The organism is Pseudomonas abieticivorans (assembly GCF_023509015.1).
GTDB lineage: Bacteria > Pseudomonadota > Gammaproteobacteria > Pseudomonadales > Pseudomonadaceae > Aquipseudomonas > Aquipseudomonas abieticivorans.
The window spans coordinates 2,896,418-2,918,054 of sequence record NZ_CP094975.1 but is presented as its reverse complement, the minus strand read 5'-3'; the positions used below and the strand labels follow the sequence as shown (position 1 = coordinate 2,918,054).

Annotated in this window: 18 protein-coding genes; 7 read left to right on the top strand and 11 right to left on the bottom strand. The window is 62.9% G+C overall.

All coding sequences use genetic code 11. The annotated features are described in order from the left end of the window. Nucleotides 1-76: 76 nt before the first annotated feature. Nucleotides 77-1,132, bottom strand: coding sequence for an HAD family hydrolase (locus L9B60_RS13210; protein ID WP_249679251.1), 1,056 nt, complete (start codon nt 1,130-1,132; stop codon nt 77-79). Nucleotides 1,133-1,372: 240 nt separating this feature from the next. Here L9B60_RS13210 and L9B60_RS13205 point away from each other — a divergent pair, with 240 nt between their 5' ends. After that, nucleotides 1,373-2,764, top strand: coding sequence for an L-cystine transporter (locus L9B60_RS13205; protein WP_249679250.1), 1,392 nt, complete (start codon nt 1,373-1,375; stop codon nt 2,762-2,764). A gap of 61 nt (nt 2,765-2,825) precedes the next feature. Here the strand turns inward: L9B60_RS13205 and L9B60_RS13200 are convergent, their stop codons facing one another. Continuing rightward, the gene (locus L9B60_RS13200) at nt 2,826-3,338 is read right to left on the bottom strand and encodes a dihydrofolate reductase (RefSeq protein WP_249679249.1); all 513 of its coding nucleotides are present in this window, start codon (nt 3,336-3,338) and stop codon (nt 2,826-2,828) included. 128 nt (nt 3,339-3,466) lie between these two features. On the opposite strand from L9B60_RS13200, the gene L9B60_RS13195 reads away from it, so the two are divergent. From L9B60_RS13195 to L9B60_RS13185, 3 genes are all read left to right on the top strand, one after another. Next, the gene (locus tag L9B60_RS13195; protein ID WP_249679248.1) at nt 3,467-5,587 is read left to right on the top strand and encodes a TonB-dependent siderophore receptor; all 2,121 of its coding nucleotides are present in this window, start codon (nt 3,467-3,469) and stop codon (nt 5,585-5,587) included. 73 nt (nt 5,588-5,660) lie between these two features. Next, nucleotides 5,661-7,031: a DUF2868 domain-containing protein gene (locus tag L9B60_RS13190; protein ID WP_249679734.1), complete on the top strand. Its 1,371-nt coding sequence runs from the start codon at nt 5,661-5,663 to the stop codon at nt 7,029-7,031. Then, nucleotides 7,024-8,388, top strand: coding sequence for a GTPase/DUF3482 domain-containing protein (locus L9B60_RS13185; RefSeq protein WP_249679247.1), 1,365 nt, complete (start codon nt 7,024-7,026; stop codon nt 8,386-8,388). Before L9B60_RS13190 ends, L9B60_RS13185 begins: the two co-directional genes overlap by 8 nt. On the opposite strand, the gene L9B60_RS13180 is transcribed toward L9B60_RS13185, so the two are convergent. From L9B60_RS13180 to L9B60_RS13150, 7 genes are all read right to left on the bottom strand, one after another. After that, the gene (locus tag L9B60_RS13180) at nt 8,368-8,934 is read right to left on the bottom strand and encodes a phosphonate degradation HD-domain oxygenase (RefSeq protein ID WP_249679246.1); all 567 of its coding nucleotides are present in this window, start codon (nt 8,932-8,934) and stop codon (nt 8,368-8,370) included. The genes L9B60_RS13185 and L9B60_RS13180 overlap by 21 nt on opposite strands. Next, nucleotides 8,931-10,058, bottom strand: a complete 1,128-nt coding sequence (locus tag L9B60_RS13175) for a TIGR03364 family FAD-dependent oxidoreductase (protein WP_249679245.1) — start codon at nt 10,056-10,058, stop codon at nt 8,931-8,933. The genes L9B60_RS13180 and L9B60_RS13175 overlap by 4 nt, the downstream gene beginning before the upstream one ends. An 11-nt stretch (nt 10,059-10,069) precedes the next feature. Then, complete coding sequence (locus L9B60_RS13170) at nt 10,070-11,095, bottom strand: putative 2-aminoethylphosphonate ABC transporter substrate-binding protein (protein ID WP_249679244.1); 1,026 nt, start codon at nt 11,093-11,095, stop codon at nt 10,070-10,072. Nucleotides 11,096-11,110: 15 nt separating this feature from the next. Continuing rightward, complete coding sequence (locus L9B60_RS13165; RefSeq protein ID WP_249679243.1) at nt 11,111-12,829, bottom strand: putative 2-aminoethylphosphonate ABC transporter permease subunit; 1,719 nt, start codon at nt 12,827-12,829, stop codon at nt 11,111-11,113. 1 nt (nt 12,830) lies between these two features. Beyond that, nucleotides 12,831-13,892 carry a putative 2-aminoethylphosphonate ABC transporter ATP-binding protein gene (locus tag L9B60_RS13160; protein WP_249679242.1) on the bottom strand — a complete coding sequence of 354 codons (1,062 nt, stop codon included), beginning with the start codon at nt 13,890-13,892 and terminating at the stop codon, nt 12,831-12,833. A gap of 118 nt (nt 13,893-14,010) precedes the next feature. Continuing rightward, nucleotides 14,011-14,907, bottom strand: a complete 897-nt coding sequence (locus L9B60_RS13155) for a LysR family transcriptional regulator (RefSeq protein ID WP_249679241.1) — start codon at nt 14,905-14,907, stop codon at nt 14,011-14,013. Nucleotides 14,908-14,915: 8 nt separating this feature from the next. Further along, nucleotides 14,916-17,159: a heavy metal translocating P-type ATPase gene (locus L9B60_RS13150; RefSeq protein WP_249679240.1), complete on the bottom strand. Its 2,244-nt coding sequence runs from the start codon at nt 17,157-17,159 to the stop codon at nt 14,916-14,918. Between the two features lie 84 nt (nt 17,160-17,243). On the opposite strand from L9B60_RS13150, the gene cadR reads away from it, so the two are divergent. Beyond that, on the top strand, nt 17,244-17,693 hold the full coding sequence (gene cadR, locus L9B60_RS13145; protein WP_249679239.1) for a Cd(II)/Pb(II)-responsive transcriptional regulator: 450 nt from the start codon (nt 17,244-17,246) through the stop codon (nt 17,691-17,693). Nucleotides 17,694-17,807: 114 nt separating this feature from the next. On the opposite strand, the gene L9B60_RS13140 is transcribed toward cadR, so the two are convergent. Together L9B60_RS13140 and L9B60_RS13135 are read right to left on the bottom strand one after the other, a co-directional pair. Then, on the bottom strand, nt 17,808-18,515 hold the full coding sequence (locus L9B60_RS13140; RefSeq protein WP_249679238.1) for an OmpA/MotB family protein: 708 nt from the start codon (nt 18,513-18,515) through the stop codon (nt 17,808-17,810). After that, entirely contained in the window at nt 18,512-19,318 is an 807-nt protein-coding gene (locus L9B60_RS13135) for a motility protein A (RefSeq protein ID WP_249679237.1), read from the bottom strand. Before L9B60_RS13135 ends, L9B60_RS13140 begins: the two co-directional genes overlap by 4 nt. A 232-nt stretch (nt 19,319-19,550) precedes the next feature. Here L9B60_RS13135 and L9B60_RS13130 point away from each other — a divergent pair, with 232 nt between their 5' ends. Continuing rightward, entirely contained in the window at nt 19,551-20,630 is a 1,080-nt protein-coding gene (locus tag L9B60_RS13130) for a FliC/FljB family flagellin (protein WP_249679236.1), read from the top strand. A 79-nt stretch (nt 20,631-20,709) separates the two neighbouring features. Continuing rightward, a complete protein-coding gene (locus L9B60_RS13125; RefSeq protein WP_249679235.1) occupies nt 20,710-21,624 on the top strand; it encodes a hypothetical protein in 915 nt (304 codons plus the stop codon). Nucleotides 21,625-21,637: the final 13 nt, after the last annotated feature.

Genomic DNA, 21,637 nt, shown 5'->3' with positions numbered 1-21,637 from the left:
CGCCGCAGTGGTTCAGGCAAGAACGCGCCGCCTGCTTCGCGGATGAATCCGCTCCTACCGGTCATGTTATTGCCGGTTATTGAATCTCTTCAGGCTTCACAATCACCCAGTTCTTGTCCGCCGTCACCGGCAACCCTTCCTTGGCCTGCGCCTCGGCATTGTTCTTGATCATGCCGTTCAACTGATCCATGTACTTGGCCTTGCGGTTCACCCACAAGTGCACGCCGCCCTTGGCCACGTCAACGCTGTGGAACAGCATGTAGCCGTCGCTGCTAGGCGTATCGCCACCGACGATCACCGGTTTTTTCCACTGGTCGATATAGGTCAGGATCGCCGCCTGCTTGCCTGCCATCCAGGTGGCCGGGGTCCACAGGTAGGGCGTCAGTTCCATCCCCAAGTTGGCTTTCTCGTCGTACTTGCCTTCGGCAATCTGCTTGCGCGCGGTGGTCAGTGCACCGGTCTTGGGGTCTTTGAGCAGCGTGGTCACGCCAATCACATTCTGTGGTTTTACGTTGTAGCCATACTTGGGATCGGCCGCGACCATGCGCACCAGCTCTTCCGATGCGGCGGTCATCACGTAGACCTCGATGCCGTTTTCCATCAGCTTGTTAAATAATTCGGCTTGGCCGGTAAAGACTTTCGGCGGTTCGACGTTGATGGTTTTCACCACGTCGCCTTCGTAATAAGTACTCGGCACCGGCTTGCCGGAAGCCATCAACTCATCCACGTAGCCCTTGAGCTGCTTGAGGGTGAAGCCGGAAAACACCTGGGCTACCCAGGGGTAGCAGACCATGTCGTCGATTTCGCACAGCCGATAGTAGTAGCTGAACAGGCTTTCTTTATGGTCGGCGGTGTCTTTGAAAGGGATCAACTTGAGCGATGGATCAAGCTTTTCACGGGTCAGCACGCCCTTGTTTTCCAAAAAGGGCAGCAGCGACTCTTCCAGGTCATAGCGGTAACTGGTGTTGTCCATGTCGAATACCGCGAAATTGCCCTTGTTGGCATTGGCGGCGATCATGGCGTCCAGTTGTTTGGCGGCATCGGCAGGCCAGTGCTTGAGCTCGGTGGCGAACACGGGGCTGGCGAGCGCAACGGCCAAGGCGGCGGCAATCAGTTTCGGCGCGAACTTCATCGGCATTACTCCTAGAATGGTGCCGTGAAACTAGCAAACCCTTGTGACAACTCCCGCCTGAGCACGACCGGCCACGTTCAGAAAACGCCACCTGCATTTCCAGAAACGTCAGCGGCTTATTCCAGAAACGACCTATTTCATTCCATCTCGTTCTAATCTCCAATGAATTCAGGGTGTTAGGATTGACGGTTAGCCAGCGCCCACAGAGGTGCCACGCATTCGAATTGTCCTGGAGCTTCAATGAATCTGCCCTTGTTCCTCAACTTGCTGGTGTTCGCGGCGTTGCTGCTGGCCCTGGCGCAAACCCGTCGCAGCGCCTGGAGCCTGGCGAAGAAGGTGTTGCTCGGCCTGGTGCTGGGCGTGCTCTTCGGCGCTGGCCTGCATACCGTCTACGGTGACGGCAGCCCGGTACTGAAATCGACCATCGGTTGGCTCGACCTGGTTGGCAACGGTTACGTGCAGTTGTTGCAGATGATCGTGATGCCGCTGATCTTTGCCTCGATCCTCAGCGCCGTGGCGCGGCTGCACAACGCCTCGTCCCTGGGCAAGATCAGCTTCCTGACCATCGGCACGCTGTTGTTCACTACTATGATCGCCGCCTTGATCGGCATCGGCCTGACCAACCTGTTCGGCCTGACTGCCGAAGGCCTGGTGGCCGGTACCCAGGAACTGGCGCGCATGCAAACCATCCAGAGTGATTACGCCGGCAAGGTGGCGGAGCTGAATATCCCGCAATTGCTGCTGTCATTCATCCCGCAGAACCCGGTGGGTGACCTGGCGCGGGCCAAGCCCACGTCGATCATCAGCGTGGTGATTTTCGCCGCGTTCCTGGGCGTGGCGGCGTTGCAGTTGCTCAAGGATGATGTTGAAAAAGGTCAAAAAGTGATCAACGCCATCGACACTCTGCAAGCCTGGGTGATGCGCCTGGTACGCCTGGTGATGAAGCTCACGCCCTACGGTGTGCTGGCGTTGATGACCAAGGTAGTGGCCGGCTCCAACCTGGCGGACATCATCAAGTTGGGCAGCTTCGTGGTGGTGAGCTACCTCGGCCTGGCGCTGATGTTTGCCGTGCACGGCCTGCTGCTGGCCCTGGCCGGGGTGCATCCGCTGCGCTACCTGCGCAAGGTCTGGCCGGTGCTGACTTTCGCCTTTACCAGCCGTTCCAGCGCCGCCGCGATCCCACTGAGCATCGAGGCACAAACGCGCCGCCTGGGTATCCCGCAGTCCATCGCCAGCTTTGCCGCCTCGTTTGGCGCCACCATCGGCCAGAACGGCTGCGCCGGCTTATACCCGGCCATGCTGGCGGTGATGGTTGCGCCCACCGTGGGCATCAACCCGCTGGACCCGCTGTGGATCGCCACCCTTGTAGCCATCGTTACCCTGAGTTCGGCTGGCGTGGCCGGTGTCGGCGGCGGCGCAACGTTTGCCGCGCTGATCGTGCTGCCCGCCATGGGCTTGCCGGTGTCGTTGGTGGCGCTGCTGATTTCCGTCGAGCCATTGATCGACATGGGGCGCACGGCGCTGAACGTGAGCGGTTCGATGACGGCGGGCACCATCACCAGCCAGATCATGGGGCAAACCGATCAGGCGCTGCTCAAGGCCGATGAGCATGCGGAGCTTGCACAGGCTTGATACGGCGGCGCGCTTTTCGCGGATGAATTCGCTCATACAGAGCGGATTCATCGGCGAAGCTTCAAGCCCGCTCCCACACCTCGAAGTTGTACGCCGGCGCGCCATCTACCGCCGGGTTCTCGGTGTTCGAAACCAGCGCCCATTGGGCCTCGTCGAACGCCGGAAACCACGCATCCCCCGCTGGGCTCAGAGCCACGCGGGTCAGGTATAGCCGATCGGCCTGCGCCAAGCCCAATTCGTAAAGCTGCGCGCCGCCAATCAGCATCAACTCATCCACGCCTTGCTCCTGAGCCCAGGCGTCTGCACGCTCGACTGCGGCCTCCAGCGACGGATACACCTCGGCACCTTCCAACTGCAGGCTGGCCTGGCGGCTGACCACGATATTCAAGCGGCCCGGCAAAGGCCGGCCCAGCGAATCCCAGGTCTTGCGGCCCATGATGATCGGCTTGCCGAGCGTGGTGGCCTTGAAGTATTTGAAATCCCCCGGCAAGTGCCAGGGCATGCTGTTGTCGACGCCGATCACACGGTTTTCACCAAGGGCTGCGATCAGGCTGAGGGGGCGTGTTTTTTTCATGGGCCGAAGAATACCAGAGGGTGCCGACGCGAAACTATTTTGTATCCGCGCATGAGGTAAATCCGTTGGCGCCCGTGTAGTTATGGAATGCGATTCATTCGCACCCAATAACGACACGGAAATCCAGCATGACACGAGTGCCCCGTTCCCCCGTTCCACGCCTGGCATTGAGCGCAATCGCCGCAATGCTGCTGACGCCGGCCTGGGCCGACACGGGCACCATCAACCTGGAGGCCACCAGCGTTCAGGCCGCCCTGCCAGTGACCGAGGACGGCTACCAACCCCCCGAAGTCGCCACCACCCTGAAGGGCGCCGCGCCGCTGTCAGAACAGCCGCAATCGGTCAGCGTGGTCAGCCAGCAGGTGATCAAGGACTACGCGGTTACCTCGCTGGACGACGCCATGAAGTTCGTCAGCGGCGTGACCCAAGGCAACACCCTGGGCGGCACCGAAGACGGTTTCGTTAAGCGCGGTTTCGGCGCCAACAGCGACGGCTCGATTTTGCGCGACGGCGTGCGCAGCAGCCAGGGCCTGAATTTCGACGCAACCACCGACAGCGTCGAAGTGCTCAAGGGCTCGGCCTCGTTGCTGTATGGCATTCTCAACCCTGGCGGGGTGATCAACGTGATCAGCAAAAAGCCCCAGTACCAGTGGCAGCGCGAGATCAGCCTGCGCAGCAGCAGCTTTGGCGGCGGCGCCGGCACGGTGGACATCACCGGCCCACTGGGCGACACCGGCTTTGCGTTCCGCCTGATTGCCGAGCGCCAACACGAGGATTACTGGCGCAACTTTGGCGTGGACTCCCACACCCTGGTTGCCCCGTCGCTGACGTGGACAGGCGACCGGGCCAAGGTCACCGCCAGCTACGAAGAGCTCAAGTACGACATCCCCTACGACCGCGGCACAGCATTCATCAATGGCAAAGCGGTGGACATCCCCTACAACCGGCGCCTGGACGACTATGCCAACCACGCCTGGGGCAAAACCAAAACCCTGAACCTGAGCGGTGAATACCAGGTCGACGACACCTGGACTTCGCGCCTGACCTACGCCTGGAACCAGCGCAAATACGACAGCAACGAAGTCCGCGCCACGGCCATCAATACCACCACCGGCGCCGTGACCCGCCGTGCCGATGCCAACCGCGGCTTCAATAACCAGACCGACTACGCCGCCTGGGACTGGATCGGCAGCCCGCAATGGCTGGGCCTGCAACATGACGTGCTGGTCGGCACCGACTGGGAGCGTAACCGTACCTACAAGGCTTATTCCTACCGGGGCAAGACCACGTCCACCTTCAACATGTACAGCCCGGTGTACGGCACCGAACCGGTCCTCAGCGCCAGCACCTACAGCGACAGCCTGAGCAACCTGGCCACCGAGATCGAAAACAACTCGCTGTACTTCAAGGACAGCATCCACCTGACCGATCGCTGGATCGCCGTGGTGGGCGCGCGCTGGCAGCATTACCAGCAAACCAACTCCAACGGATACGTCACGCCAACGACCACGCTGGACACCTCCGACAACAAGTTTTTGCCGCAGCTGGGGCTGGTCTACAAGCTGACCGAGGATGTGTCGCTGTATGGTAACTACAGCCGCTCCTTCACGCCGTCCGACAGCGTCGATGACGAGGGCAATGTCGCCTCGCCAGAGCTGGGCCGCAGCTATGAAGTGGGCAGCAAATGGGCCATCAGCCCGCGCCTGGTGGCGACCCTGGCGCTGTACCAGATCGACGAGCAGGACATGTCGATCTTCATCAACGGCGTCACCCGGCCGATTCCCAAGGCCCGCTCGCGCGGCATAGAGTTGGAACTCAATGGCGAAATCGCGCCGACCTGGGACATCACCGCCAACCTGAGCTATGACAAGACCGAAATCACCGAAGACAACATCAACCCCGCCAACGTCGGCAACCAACTAGTGAACGCCCCCAAGAACATGGCCGGCCTCTACCTGAGCCACACTCTGCAACTGCAACCGCTGCCGGGGGAGTTTCGCGTCGGCGGCGGCGCCCGCTACGTCAGCGAGCGTGCCGGAGACCCGGAAAACAGCTTCTACATGCCGGCCTACACCGTGGCCGACAGTTTTATCGCCTGGGACAACAAGCTGTTCGGCAACCACACCCAGCTCAAGCTCAACGTGAAGAACCTGTTCAACCGCGAGTATTACAGCTCAAGTGCCGGCAACCTGCGGGTCATCGTCGGCGAGCCACGCAGCACCAGCCTGGAAGCGACGGTCGACTTTTAACCGCGCACGCCCCCGAGAGTCTTTGCAAGGGTTATCCTTGGCACAGACTTGTTGACTGGATTGCCGAGTGCCACTGACCACCCTGGATAGACTCTGGCTTACCGAAGCCATCCGCCTGCGCGAAGAGCAGGCCGGCCCCCTGGAAGACCAGGAAGCCAACCGCAACGCTCGCACCAGCTCTGGCGAGCTGACCCTGCGCATCGAGAACCGTGCGCTGTGGCTGGCCGAGCGCGATGGCCTGGTCACCGCCCTCAAGCACTGGAAGCAGGGTGCGAAGCTGGCACTGCTGGTGCTGGCGGTCGTGGTCATTGCCAGCGGCTGTGGCCTGGCGTTCGCCGCGTTGGGCAACGGCCTGTTGCCGGTAAATGTGTTCTGGGCCTTGGGCAGCCTGCTGGGGCTGAACCTGCTTATGTTGCTGGGCTGGTTGAGCGGCCTGCTGTTTGCCGGCGAGCACAGCGCCAGCCTCGGCCGTTTATGGTTTTGGCTGAGCGAGAAACTGGCGCGCGATGCCAAGGCCAGTCACCTTGGCCCGGCGCTGGTGTTGCTGCTGCAACGCCAGCGGCTGAACCGCTGGGCCTTGGGCATGCTGGTCAACGGCCTGTGGCTGTTGGCGCTGACCAGTGCGTTGGTGTTGATGCTGTTGCTGTTGGCCACACGGCGTTATGGGTTTGTGTGGGAAACCACCATCCTCAGCGCCGACACCTTTGTCGCGCTGACCCAGGCACTGGGCACCCTGCCCCACGCGCTGGGCTTCACGGTGCCGGACGAAACCATGATCCGCGCCAGTGGCGATGCTGCCTTGGCCTTGGACAGCGCCCGGCAGGCCTGGGCCGGCTGGCTGGTAGGCGTGTTGCTGGTGTTTGGCATCGTGCCGCGGCTGCTGTTGGCCGGGCTGTGCCTGTGGCGCTGGCAACGGGGCAAAGCGAAGTTGGCCCTGGACCTCAAGCTGCCAGGCTATAGCCAATTGCGCGAACGGCTGATGCCCAGCAGCGAACGCCTGGGGATCAGCGACGCCGCGCCCGAGCAGCTTCATCACATCGATCCACCCAGCGCCATCAACGGCAGCGAAGGGGCCCTGCTGGTCGGCATCGAACTGGACAGCCAACGCACCTGGCCACCCTCCCTGCCAGCCACGGTGAAAGACGCTGGCATCCTCGACAGCCGCGAGTCCCGCCAGCGCCTGCTCGACCAGCTAACCCGCTACCCGCCCGCGCGCCTGGCCATCGCCTGCGACCCGCGGCGCTCGCCCGACCGTGGCAGCCTGGCGTTGATCGCCGAGTTGGCCCGCTGCGCCAACGCCACCCGCGTCTGGCTGCTGCCCGCGCCGCCCGGCCAAACCCTGGACGCAGACCGCTTGAGCGACTGGCACGGCGCCCTGGCCGACCTGCAGTTACTGCACAGCGACCACCCACCGCTCAATTGGCTGGAGACCGGTGATGAGTAAACCGCTGAAGCTCGCCGTGGTCGGCCACACCAACGTCGGCAAAACCTCGCTGTTACGCACCCTCACCCGCGATGTCGGCTTTGGCGAAGTGTCCCACCGCCCCAGCACCACCCGCCACGTGGAAGGCGCGCGGCTGTCAGTGGACGGCCAACCGCTGCTAGAGCTCTATGACACTCCGGGCCTAGAAGACGCCATCGCCCTGCTCGACTTTCTGGAGCGCCTGGATCGCCCGGGCGAACGCCTCGACGGCCCGGCCCGTACCGAACGCTTTCTGCAAGGCAGCGAAGCGCGCCAGCGTTTCGAACAAGAAGCCAAGGTGCTGCGCCAACTGCTGGCCTGCGATGCCGGGTTGTATGTGATCGACGCCCGCGAGCCGGTATTGGCCAAGTACCGCGACGAACTGGAGGTTTTGGCCGGGTGTGGCAAGCCGCTGTTGCCGGTGCTCAACTTCGTCAGCAGCGCCGAGCACCGTGAAGGCGAATGGCGCGAGGCCCTGGCGCGGCTGGGCTTGCACGCGCTGGTGCGCTTTGACAGCGTGGCCCCGCCAGAAGACGGCGAACGGCGCCTGTACGAAAGCCTGGCGCTGCTGCTGGAGCATTCGCGTGACGCCTTGCAGCGGCTGATCGATGACCAACAGCAGCAACGCATTGCCCGCGAACACAGCGCGGTGCGCCTGATCGCCGAGCTGTTGATCGACTGCGCAGCCTGCCGGCGCAGTGTGCCCAGTGCACCCGCGGCGGTGGAAAAAGCCATTGGCGAGTTGCGCGAAAGCATTCGCCAGCGCGAGCAGCGCTGTGTCGAGGCGCTGCTGCGGCTCTACGCTTTTCGCGTGCAGGACGCCGCCGCCAGTGACCTGCCTTTGCTGGACGGGCGCTGGGGCGACGACCTGTTCAACCCCGAAACCCTCAAGCAGTTAGGCGTTCGCGTGGGCAGTGGTATCGCCGCCGGGGCGGCGGCGGGCGCGGGCGTGGACCTGCTGGTGGGCGGCCTGACCCTGGGCTTGGCCGCATTGGCCGGCGCCATCGCCGGCGGCGCCCTGCAAACCGCACGCGGTTACGGCGGGCGGCTGTTGGGCAAGCTCAAGGGCCAGCGCGAACTGACCGTGGACGACAACGTGTTGCGCCTGCTGGCCCTGCGTCAGCGCCAATTGCTGCAAGCGCTGAACAGCCGGGGCCATGCCGCCATGGGCCGCATAGAGGTAGCGCCCCCTCAAGACAAAACCTGGCGCGAAGGCAAGCTGCCCGAGGCCCTCGGCAAGGCCAGGGCACATCCGCAGTGGTCATCGCTAAACCCGGGCGCCCGCTTGAGCCAGGCCGAGCGCCAGGAGCAGATCGACCTACTCAGCAGCCAGCTCTAGCAAGCGCGCGGCCTTGTTACGCAACAGCGCGAGGTCGATGACCGGCACTTGCTCGCGCTTGGCCGCCTCATCCCATTGGCGCAGACGCAGGCTGATGGCGCATAGCGGGTCGTGTTCGAACTGATGCGCTTGCTCCAGGGTCATCACGCCGCCCTGATATTCCAGGGTGCGCCGGCTGGCCTCGCTCAGCCGCTGGTAGTAGCAAGGCCGCTTCAAAGTCAGGTAGCGCTTGGCTTGCACGTGATACTCCACCAAGCGCACCAGGCGTTCGCTGAAGCCTGCGCGGCGCAGGTAATCGGCGCCGATGCGCTCGTGGCTGACCGCGCCATAACCGCCCATGTCGCCCTGCGCACCGCCGCACAGATGCCCGATGTCGTGGAAGAATGCCGCCAGCACCACTTCATCGTCGCAGCCCTCGGCCATGGCCAGCTCAGCCGCCTGGGACATGTGCTCCAACTGCGAGACGGGTTCGCCGATGTAATCATCGCTACCGTGTAGCTGATACAAGCCGAAAACTTCATCGAGAACCTGATCGACTTCTTTCATACCCCCTCCCCCAACAGCTTGGCCACATTGCGCTCGGCCAGGGCCGGCCCCACGCTCATGCCAACGCCAGTGTGCATCAACGCCGAGCTTAGCCCCGGCGCAATGCGCAGCAATGAAAATGGCTGGGCACCCCGCGCCCCATAAACACCCTGCCAGCGCTCCAGTACCTTGAGTTTGCCACCGAGCGTGTCTTCGGCCAACTCGATCATCCAGTCATCGACTTGCTCGGCATTGAACGGTGAGGCGTCTCGCCCATAGTCATGGGAGTCACCGATGATCAGTTCGCCGTAAGGCGTGGGGCTGATCAGCAAGTGAATACCCTGTTGCTGCAAGTGCGGGCTGTGGGTTTCGATATGCGCCGCCAGCGCTGCGGTTTCCGGCAAGCCGGCGAAGGCACCGTAGTGCACGCAACTGAGGCCCGTGAGGATCGCCTGCTGCAAGTCCAGATCGAACTCAGGGCGCGCGCGCAGCATTTGCAGGCGGCACACCTGCGGGTTCAGCGCAGCGAAGGGTTCGGCCAGCAGCGTCTGGTAGTCATGCCCGCTGCACACCACGATGTGCTCGGCCGTGAACGTACCGGCGGTGCTGTGCAGGCGACCGGGCTCCACGTCGCGCACCAGGGTGCTGAAATGAAACTCAACGCCCATTTCACGACTCAGGAATTGGACCAATGCCGGCAACGCCTCGCGGGAATACACCTGCTGATCATCATGGCCTAGCAAAGCCGCCCGATGATGACTGAAGCGGCCCCCGTACAAGTCGTTCAAGGCCGCGCCGCGCAGAAGTTCGACGTTGTAGCCCTGCTCTAAAGCCCGCCCTTGGCAAAACGCCTGTAATAGCTGCTCTTCCAGTTCATCACGGGCGAACAATAGCGAGCCATTGCGCTTGAGCGAGAACCCCGCCTGCTGTGCCCAATGGCCCCAGATCGCCCGGCTGGCCTTGGCCAGCTCGAGCATTTCACCGGGCGGTTGCCCGGTGACCAAGGCCTGGCCGAAATTGCGCACCGAAGCGCCCAGCGGTGTTGCGGTACGCTCGAATACCCGCACCTTGAGCCCTCGCCGGGCAGCGGCGAAGGCGTGGGAAAGGCCGAGGATACCGGCACCGACGATTAGCATTTGGGTCATGACTGGGCTCCTTACTTCTGCGCGACCTTTTCCGACTTGCCGTCATACCGCTTGCGCCACTCGGTGAGGATGCTGTCGCGGTTTTTCGAGGCCCAGGCGAAGTCGTTCTTGATCAACCGCTGCTCGTAATCCGCCGGCAATTCGGTCTGCGGCTTGGCAATGCCCGGCTGGGCAAGCACGGCGAAGTTTTCCTTGTACAGGTTCATTGCCTCGGGGCTGGCGGAGAAGTCCGCGAGTTTTTTCGCCGCTTCTTCATGGGGGGTGCCCTTGATCACCGCGGTGGCTTCGATCTCCCAGCCCAGGCCTTCCTTGGGCAGGATGATGTCCAGCGGTGCGCCCTGGCGCTTGAGCTGCACGGCCGGGTACTCGAAGGAAATACCGATCGGGAACTCCCCGGAGGCTGCCAGTTTGCAAGGCTTGGAGCCGGAGTGAACATACTGGCCGATGTTCTGGTGCAGGCCGTCCATGTAGGCCCAGCCCTGCTTCTCGCCGTAGGTCTGCAGCCAAGCACTCACGTCCAGGAAGCCGGTGCCCGATGAGGCCGGGTTAGGCATCACGATCTTGCCCTTATATTCAGGCTTGGTCAGGTCCTGCCAGCTCACTGGTTTGCTCAGGCCCTGCTTCTCGGCTTCCACGGTGTTGAAGCAAATGGTCGCGGCCCACACGTCCATGCCCACCCACATCGGCGGGTTGGCTGGGTCGCGATAATGTTCGCCGATCTTCGCCAGGTCTTTCGGCGCGTAGGCGGCCAACATACCCTGCTGGTCGAGGATCGCCAGGCTGGAAGCCGCCAGGCCCCATACGGCGTCAGCCTGCGGGCGGTCTTTCTCGGCCAGCAGCTTGGCGGTGACGATACCGGTGGAGTCACGCACCCACTTGATCTCGATGTCGGGGTTGGCCTTTTCGAATGCGTCCTTGTAGACCGTCAATTGCTCGGGTTCCAGGGCGGTGTAGACGGTCAACTGGGTACTGGCGGCGTTGGCCTGCACACTGAAGGCGGCGATGACAGCAGCGGCAAGAGCGAGGGGCTTGAGCATGATGCGGTTCCTGGGTCAGTGAGTGGTGGTGGCTTGGCGCCAGGCTTGGGAACGGCGCAACAAACCGCGCGATGCCCAGGCCAGCAATAGGGATACGGCTGCAGAGGTCAGCAAGATCAGGGTCGACATGGCGGCGGCGCCGCCGACGTTGCCGGCGTCGTCCATGTTCAACACGGCGACGGCGGCCAGGAGGGTGTCGGGGCTGTAGAGGAAGATGGCCGCCGACACCGTGGTCATCGCCGACACAAACAGGTAGCGGATGATGTCCAGCAGCGCCGGCAGGCAGATCGGCACGGTGACCCGCAGGTAATGCCGGTAAAGCGGCGCCTTGAGCGACAACGCAGCGGCTTCGAACTCGCTGTCCAGTTGGCGCAGCGCAGTGGTCGCGGTCATTTGCGCGGTGGTCAGGTAATGCGCAATGGTGCACACCACCAGCAAAGTCATGGTGCCGTAGAACACATGCAGCGGGTTGCCGCCCAAGTTGAAGAAAAACACGTAACCCAAGCCCAATACCAAGCCCGGCACCGCCATCGGCACGAAGCTGAGCATGCGCAACACAAGATTCAGCGAGCGCATGCCGGCAGTCTTCTCCATCAAGTAGGCACCGGTGAAGATCACCACGCTGCCGATCAGCGCCGTGCCCACTGCCAGGCGGATACTGTTGCCGTAGGCCAGCCAGCCGCCCCCGGCCGTGGTGTTGAACTGGTAGTGCACCAGTGACAGCGACAGGTTATACGGCCAGAATTTGACCAGCGATGAGTACACCGCCATGCCCACCACCAGCAGCAACACCGCGCACACCAGCAACACCAATGCCAGGTAGCAACGGTCGCGCAACCTTGAGGGCTGCGGGCGGAACACTTGGGCGCGGCCACTCATGGCGTCGCCATGGCGACGGCGCAGCCAGGCGTCCACGGCGAAGCTGAACAGCGCCGGCACCAGCAGCACCATGCCAATCAGCGCACCGCGACCGAACTGTTGCTGGCCAACCACGGCCTTGTAGGCTTCCAGGGCCAGCACTTGATAGTCGCCCCCCACCACCACGGGCACGCCAAAGTCGGTGATGGTCAGGGTGAACACCAGGCAGAACGCGGCGAACACCGCCTGCCGGGTCGCCGGCCAAGTGATGCTGCGGTAGGCGCGCCACGGCGAGGCGCCCATGCTGGAGGCGGCATCGAACAGCCGCGCATCCGCTAGCGACAAGGCCGACAGCAGAATCATCAGTGCGTGGGGGAAGGTATAAATGGCCTCGCCCAGGACAATGCCCCAGAAGCCGTAGATGTTTTCCGCCACTAGCCCGCGCAGCAGGCCCTGGTTGCCGAACAGATAGACCAGGGCAATACCCGGCAGCATCGACGGTGCCAACAGCGGCAGCAACGAAATACCGCGCCAGATCGGCTTGGCCGGGATCAGCGTGCGTTGCAGCGCGTAAGCGAACAGGTAGGCGACAGGCACGACGATGGCCGCGACACTGGCCGATACCTTCAGGCTGTTGCTCAACAGCCAATGGAAATTCTCGCTGGCCACCAGGTCCCGTGCGGCCGCCAGGCCACCGCCATCCTGCGGGCTGAAGCCGCGCCAGAAGATCGCCAACAGCGGCAACAATACCGCCAACGTCAGCAGCGCCAGCAACAACAGTTTGCCGCCCACCACAAACAACCGGTCGGCCAATGGCGCCGATGCGCTTGGGGCGCTGGCCTTGTGCGCCAGCGGCATGCTGATTTGCGCGCCCATCTCAGGCAAACACCTGAAGGCTGCTGGGCGGCAGTGCCACCCAGATATCCGGGCTGCCCAGGCGCGGCATCGATTCAGGCGCCACTTCGGCGGTCAGGGCATGCCCCGGCAACTGGTTGAATTCGAAACTCATGCGGCAACGGTTGCCCAAAAAGGTGATCTCGCGCACCCGCGCCGGGAACAAATTCTCTTCGTGCACCGGTGGGTTGACGCTGATCGCCTCGGGCCGGCAGAACAAGCGCCCGCTGCTGGCCGTGTGCGCATCCGGGGCCAGGCGCATGCTCATCTCGCCCACTTTGGCGTGGCTGGCGCTGCTGCGCTGGAACGGCAGCCAGTTGCCCTGGCCGACAAACTCGGCGACGAACGGCGTGGCCGGCCGATCATAGATTTCCTGGGCAGTGGCGTACTGTTCCACCTGGCCGTTGTTCATCACCGCGATGCGGTCGGCCATCAACATGGCCTCATCCTGGTTGTGGGTGACCATCAAGGTGGTAATGCCCAACTGGCGCTGCAACTGGCGCAGCTCGGCGCACAGGTGCTCGCGTACCCGGGCATCCAGGGCCGACATCGGCTCATCCAGCAGCAACAGCGAAGGTGCCGGGGCCAAGGCGCGGGCCAACGCCACGCGCTGCTGCTGGCCGCCGGACAGCTGGCCAGGGAATTTTTTCTCGCTGCCCAACAGCCCCACCAGTTCCAGCATGTCGCCGACGCGGCGGCGCGCCTCCTCACGGCTGCTGTTGGTCAGCCCGTAGGCGATGTTGGCTTCGACGCTGAGGTTGGGAAACAGCGCGTAGGACTGGAACAGAATGCCGTAGTCCCGTGCCTGGGGTGGCAGCTGCGAGATATCCCGGCTGCCGATGAACAGCTCGCCGCGGTCTTGGCGCTCCAGGCCGGCGATGCAGCGCAGCAAGGTGGTCTTGCCGCAACCCGACGGGCCCAGCAGGCACACCAACTCGCCGGCAGCGACGTCCAACGACACCTCGTTGAGTGCAGTGAAAGCACCAAAGCGCTTATGGATGCCGCGCACGGTCATGCGTGCGCCAGGGGTAGCTGAAGTGTTCATGGGCGGACCTCATCAAGCAGATGAGAGCCATGCTAGGGACGCAATGCGAAGGGGATGTGGCAACGAGGCAAAAGCGGGTGATAGTGGTATAGGCAGATTTTTGTGTGGCCTTTGGCCCTCACCCCAGCCCTGTCCCACGGGGAGAGGGCTGGGGTGAGGGGAGCACCTCCTGCGCCAACCCCAAAAACGCCGCCGGCAGCCGCGCCTGACGCCGCTCTTTCAGGCAATACAGATACTCATGCATCTGCGGCGCGCCCTCCACCGTCAGCACGCGCAACTCGGGGTTATGCGGCACTTCATGGCGGGCGATGATGCTCACGCCGATATTGCGCAGCACCCCTTCGCGAATCGACTCACGGCTGCCGATCTCCAACAGCGAGCCGAGCTTGACGCCCTCTTGCCCAAGCCACTCCTCGGTGAGGCTGCGGGTGCTGGAGCCCTGTTCGCGCACCAGCAGGCATTGCCCGGCCAGCGCGCCCAGGTGCACGTGGCTGTGCACGGCCAAGGGATGGGTACGGTGCACCGCCAGCACCAGCGGGTCGGTGCCCAGTATGCGGCGGATCAGGCGGTTGTCTTCCAGCAACTGCGAGGAGGCGGCGATGTCGACGCGATAATCCTCGAGCATTTCCAGTACCTGCTGGGAGTTGCCGATTTCCATCGACACCTCCACCTGCGGCAGGCGCTCGCGAAAGATCTTCACCAGGTCAAGGATGTAGTACGGCGCCGTGGCCGCGATGCGCAAGGCGCCCTGTACCTGCCCGCAGTTACGTAAGAAGAACTCGATGTCGGCTTCCTGCTGCAGCAAAGCCTTGACCATTGGCAGCAACCGCACGCCGTCATCACTCAAGGTCAACCGCCGGCCGCCGCGGTAGAACAGCTCCACCGCGTACTGGCTTTCCAGCTGGCGTACCTGTGTGGTCACCGTGGGCTGGCTGAGCCCGAGCTTTTTCGCCGCCAGGGTGATGCTGCCCAGGCGGGCAACCATGTAGAAGGCTTTCAACTCGGCGCTCAGCATCACATCCTCTATTTTCTCAGTAGGCGCAACCCGTTGAAGACTACCAACAGGCTGACGCCCATGTCCGCGAATACCGCCATCCACATGGTTGCCATGCCGGCGAAGGTAATGGCCAGGAACACCGCCTTGATCGCCAGTGCCAACACGATGTTCTGGGTCAGGATGGCCCGGGTCTGGCGCGAAAGCCTGACGAACGCCGGGATTTTGCGCAAGTCATCATCCATCAATGCCACGTCCGCGGTCTCGATGGCGGTGTCGGTACCGGCAGCGGCCATGGCAAAGCCCAGCTCGGCGCGGGCCAGTGCCGGGGCGTCGTTAATGCCATCACCCACCATGCCCACCCGGTGGCCTTGAGCGTAGAGGCTTTCGATGGCGCTAAGCTTGTCTTCCGGCAACAGGTTGCCTTCGGCGCGATCGATGCCCACCTGGGCGGCGATGGCCTGGGCGGTGTGGGGGTTGTCGCCGGTCAACATCAGGGTCTTGATACCCAGCGCGTGAAGTTGCTCGATGGCCTGCTGGCTGGTTTCCTTCACGGTATCGGCCACGGCAAACAGGGCCAGCGGTCCGGATTTGTCGAGCAGCAGAACCACGGTCTTGCCCTGGCGCTCCAGCACATCAAGCTGCGCTTCCAATTCCGGCGAGCACAGGCCCAGCTCTTCCACCAGGCGATGGTTGCCCAAGTGGTACAGCTCACCGTCCACTTCGCCGCGCACGCCGCGGCCTGGCAGGGCCGCAAACTCACCGACCTCCAGGCGCGCTTCGGTCTGCAGCGCAATTGCCAACGAAACCGGGTGATCGGAGCGGCCGCCCAGGCTGCCAGCGATGATCGGGCCCTTCTCGGCGAACAGTGGGTCCAGCGCGACGAAATCGGTCTGCACCGGCTTGCCGTGGGTGATGGTGCCCGTTTTGTCCAAGGCCAGCACATCAAGCTTGTAGCCGTTCTCCAGGAACACCCCGCCCTTGACCAGGATGCCCTTGCGCGCCGCGGCAGCCAGGCCGCTGACGATGGTCACCGGCGTGGAGATCACCAGCGCGCAGGGGCACGCGACCACCAGCAGTACCAGGGCGCGGTAGATCCAGTCGAACCACAAGCCGCCAGCCACCAGCGGTGGAATGATGGCCACGGCCAAGGCGAATGCAAAGACGGCGGGGGTGTAGATGCGCGAGAAGTTATCCACAAAGCGCTGGGTCGGCGCACGAGCGCCTTGGGCCTGTTCCACGGCGTGGATAATGCGCGCCAGGGTCGATTGGTTGGCGGCGGCCGTCACCTTGAACTCCAGGGCACCTGCCTGGTTAAGCGTGCCGGCGAACACCTTGTCGCCCACGCCCTTCTCCACCGGCAGGCTTTCACCGGTGATCGAGGCCTGGTCGACGCTGCTCTGGCCACTCACCACTTCACCGTCCAGGGCAATCCGCTCGCCAGGCTTGACCCGTACGACCATCCCCACTTCAACCGCTTTGGCTTCAGTGTCCTGCCAACGGCCATCGGCCTGGCGCACGGTGGCCATGTCCGGGGTCAATTGCATCAGGCCACCAATGGCGTTGCGCGCGCGGCTCAAAGACTTGGCTTCAATCAATTCCGCAATGGTAAACAGGAACATCACCATGGCCGCTTCCGGCCACTGGCCGATCAGCACCGCACCGGTCACGGCGATGCTCATCAGCGCATTGATGTTCAGGTTGCGGTTTTTCAGGGCGATCCAGCCCTTTTTGTAGGTACCCAGGCCGCCACTGAAGATCGCGACCAAGGCCACCACCGCCACTACCCAGGTCGGCGCTGCGCCGGTGAAATGGATCACCTCGGCTGCAAGTGCCGCAACACCAGACAACGCCAGCGGCCACCAGGGCTTGTTCGGCGCTGGCAGCGTTTGGGCAGGCCCGGTGCCGTCGACAATGGGTTCGGCAGTCATGCCCAAGGAGGCGATTGCCTCGGTAATCGGCTCGGTACCGGGCAAGGCATGGCGCACTTCGAGCACCCGGTTGATCAGGTTGAACTCCAACTGCTGCACACCCGCAAGCTTGGCCAACTTGTTTTGGATCAGTGTCTGTTCGGTGGGGCAGTCCATCTGCTCGATACGAAAGCGGCTGACCTGGGCGTCGGCACTGGGCTTGTCGGTCAGTTGGATCAGCGTCGCAGCAGCCGTCGAACAGCAGCTGTCGGCGTGCTCATGATGAGCATGCTCTTTGTGGTCATGCCCGGCATGATCATGATGGTCATGGTCGTGCTTGTGACTGGAAGTGGGGTGGCTCATTGGTCAGATCCCTGAAGGTGCCTGTTGCCAAGTGAACACCCTGTAGCCACTATAGGGTCAAGCCCCTTCAGCGAGCACGTCACCATGAAAATCGGAGAACTGGCCAAAGCCACCGACTGCCAGGTCGAGACCATTCGCTACTACGAGAAAGAAAACCTGCTGCCGTCACCCGCCCGCAGCGATGGCAACTATCGCCTGTATACCCAGGCCCACGTGGAGCGGCTGACCTTCATCCGCAACTGCCGCACCCTGGACATGACCCTGGAAGAAATCCGCAGCCTGCTCAACCTGCGCGACAGCCCGCAAGATCAATGTGAAAGCGTGAACACGCTGATCGATGAGCACATTCACCACGTGAAGGCGCGGATCGACGGGCTGATCGCCCTGCAAACCCAACTGCTGGAGTTACGCCAGCGCTGCAGCTCGGTGAGCGTCAACGATCAGTGCGGGATATTGCAGCGATTGGAAGTGAATGGGGCGGTAACAGCACCAGAAACGGAGCATTCGCATGTAGGGCGCAGCCACGGCCACTGACATTGCGCGCGGCGGTGTGCCTGAGTGGTGCGGCGCCCTTTTCGCGGATCAATCCGCTCCTACAGATTGCACTGCCCCTAGGAGCGGATGCATCCGCGAAAAGCACAGCACATTTCATCCAGGTTCAGACTGCAGCACGATCTCTACCCGACGGTTGCGCGCACGCCCGTCCGGGCTGCCGTTGTCTGCCAGCGGTCGCGTATCGCCGTAGCCAATGGCTTGCAATCGCTCCCCCTGCACGCCGTTATTCTGCAGATAACGCACCACGTTCGCCGCCCTGGCGCTGGACAACTCCCAGTTCGACGGGTACCGCAGGCTGTGCATCTGCTCGGAATCGGTGTGCCCTTCCACCAGCACCTGATGATCGTTGCGCCCCAGTACCGCCACCAACTGCTGCAATGCAGCCACGCCTTCAGGGCTGAGATCGCTTTGCGCGGAGCCAAACAAAAACTCACTGCTCAAGCGAAAGCTCAGGGCGCCGCGGTTATTGACCACCTCGATGTCCTTGCCCAACGCGTCCAGCCCCATGCCCTTGAGCAGCTCTGCAGTGGTCGGCGGTGCCGGCTCGACCGGCGCTGCGGGCGGCACGGCCACGGGCGGGGGCGGCAAGGGCCGGCCCAGCAGCGCTAGCCCATGGGGCAACATACCCTGCACCAGGAACGGCATGGGGATCGCCGCCGAGGGTTTGGCCGCCTGCAGCTTGCCAGTCATGGCGAGCATGGCCATGGTGACCACCAGCAGCAGGGTCATCATGTCCAGGTAAGTCATCATCCAGCTGTCATCGTCCGGCGCCTCCCCCGGCATGCCGGATAGACGGTTCATGCCCCTTCACCCACGCGCGGATCGGCGCGCCGCCACTCGCGAATCTCATCGTGATAGTGGGCCACGAATGAATTCAAGGTCTCGCGAATCAGCCCAGGGCTGCGCTTGTTGGACATCATCGAGACCCCCTGCAGCACCATGTTCATCAGCATCACTCGCTGCTCGGTGCGCCGCTCCAACTTTACCGCCACCGGTTTGAGCACCAGATTGGCAAGTAGCACGCCATACAGGGTGGTCATCAGCCCAACCGACATCTGCCGGCCGATAGTCCCCATGTCGCCATCGCCCAAAACCAGCATCAGGTTCACCAGGCCAACCAGCGTGCCGAGCATGCCGAACGCCGGCGCATAGCTGGCCATCACCCGGAACATCTGCGCCTCGGCGCGCTCCTTGGCCCGCATGCGTTGGATGCGCCATTGCAACACTTCGAGGATTTCGCCCTCTGGGGTCTTGTCGATCACCAGTTGCACGCCGGTGCGCAAAAACGGGTTCTTGACCTTGTCCAGCGCCTGCTCCACCGCCCGCAAGTCCTCGTCCAGCCACAGGCGGGCCATGGCAACCAGTTCGCCGATATCTTCCTGGGTGTACAGGCGTTCGTTGCGCATCACCCTGGCGAACAGGCCCAGCACACGGCGCACCTCGCTTAGGGGGTAGCTCAGGCAGGTAGCGGCAAAGGTGCCGATGACCACGATGCCCAGGCTCGGCAGGTCGATGAACAGCGAAGGCTGTTGCGCGCTGAACACCAGCAATACAGCCAGCAAGGTCAAGCCGGCAAGCATGCCGATCAGGGTCGAGGGGTTCATGGCGGGCTCCGAGAATGGTATCGCGGTTTTATAGCGCGCCCGCGCCTGATTCAAATCGCCCAACACAGGGCCTTTCCCTATCGAAATCGACCCTACGTTGGCCGCGAAAAAAAATTCGGTGTCGATCTTAAAGCTCGCCAACGCGTTGCCGATCTTCGCCGTAAAGCCGCAGGCAAAGGCCCACTCCTACAGCCCCCTGCAGTTACGGCCACTCAAGAGAAGGAAGTGCAGCATGTCCGTTATCAATACCAACATCACATCGATGATCGCGCAAAAGAACCTCAGTTCTTCGGAAAGCTCCCTGAGCACCTCCATCGAGCGACTGTCCTCGGGCCTGAAAATCAACAGCGCCTCGGACGATGCCGCCGGTGAAGCTATTGCCAACCGCATGACCTCGCAAATCACTGGCCTGGACCAGGCCAGCAGCAACGCCAGCGACGGTATCTCCTTGGCGCAGACCACAGAAGGCGCGCTGGACGAAGTGAACGACAACTTGCAGCGTATCCGTGAGCTGTCGGTACAGGCTGCCAACGGCACCAACTCGCAGTCCGACCTGCAATCGATCCAGGACGAAATTACCCAGCGCCTGGACGAGATCGATCGTATCTCTTCGCAAACCGCATTCAACGGCGTGAGCGTACTGGACTCCGACCAGACCATCACCATCCAGGTCGGCGCCAACGATGGCGAAACCATCGACATCAAACTGAGCGAAATCAACAGTTCGACCCTGGGCCTGAGCAGCTTCAACGTCAACGGCTACGACGGTTCGACCACTGCGGCTACTACCGTTGAGAACGACGACGGTTCGACCGTGACCCTGTCCAGCACCAACGTCACCATCACTGACGCATCGGGTACCTCGATCAGCTACGGCAGCGGCAGCACCCAGGGCACCCTGGTACAAGACGAAGATGGCGACTACTTCTTGCAAGTCGGCAGCGGCTCGACCGCCACTTACTACGCCGCAACCGTCGACAGCAGCGGCTCGACCGTTACCGTCAGCGTGGATACCGACAACGAGGTGACCCAGAAATCCACCAACACCCTGACCACCCTGGACGCGGCCCTGAACACCGTGGACTCCATGCGTTCGGACCTGGGTGCGGTGCAAAACCGATTCGACTCGGCGATCTCCAACATCTCCACCACCGAAACCAACCTCACGTCCGCCCGTTCTGGCATCCAGGACGTGGACTACGCCACTGAAGTCTCGGCCATGACCAGCGCACAGATCCTGCAGCAAGCCGGTACCTCGGTATTGGCCCAGGCCAACTCCACGCCTCAGCAAATGCTGTCCCTGCTGCAATAAGCAAACCGCCTGGCGATTGCTGGAACGGGCCCCGCGCGGGGTCTGTTCCATTCAGCCATTTAGGGGATCAGAACTCGACATGACGGCGACAACACTCCCAGACCACAATGGCCCGGCTTCGGCACCCTTCAGATGGAACTTCAAGGGCCGGGTCATTGCCATCGACAACGGCGCCACCTTGGCCCGGCGCCCCGACTTCAAGACGCTGATGGCGCTGGACGCCCTGAGCGTGATCACCTTCGACCCCGCCAGCCGCTTGCACGGTTTGCCCGCACCCAGCGACCACGCGCAATTCCAGTTGTTCAGCGGAGTCACCCTGGGCGATGGCAACCCCGTGCGCCTGCACGCCTGCCTGGACCCGGAACTGAGCGCCACCCGGGCGCCGCTAGCTGCCGCGCTGTTGCCGACACCCTTGCAAAATGCAGCCCAGGTACTGGCACGCATCACCCTCAACAGCCTGCAACTGGACCGCATCGAAGGCCTGAAAAGTGTCGACTGGCTGGTGCTGGACGACCGTCACGACAGCCTGGCGATCCTGCAACACGCCCGCGCGGCGATGCGCAACGTGCTACTGGCACAGGTGCGCACAAGCTTTGCCGCCACCCATGAAGGCGGCCCCGACTTTACCCAACTGTGCCAACACATGGCCGAGCAAGGCCTGTCGTTCTACCGTTTCCATGAACCCAGCCACCTGAGCCACTTCCCCACCGGCCTCAAGCTGGACAACCCTCGTGCCAGCCATCTGCAATCGGCCGACGCGCTTTTTATCCCCGACCGCGCACGCCTTGCGCAACTGGAGCCGCAGCGCCGCCTGAAACTGGCGTTCATCCTCGACAGCGCCTATGGCCTGCACGACCTGGCCTATCCGCTGATTGCCGCGGTCGACGACAACCAGGCCTACGCCTATCTGAGTGCCCGGCATTACTTGCACCAAGCCGCGGACCCGGCCACCACGTTCACCCTCACTGCCCAGTACAGCCCTGCGCCGTGGTAATGCCGCGCACCTG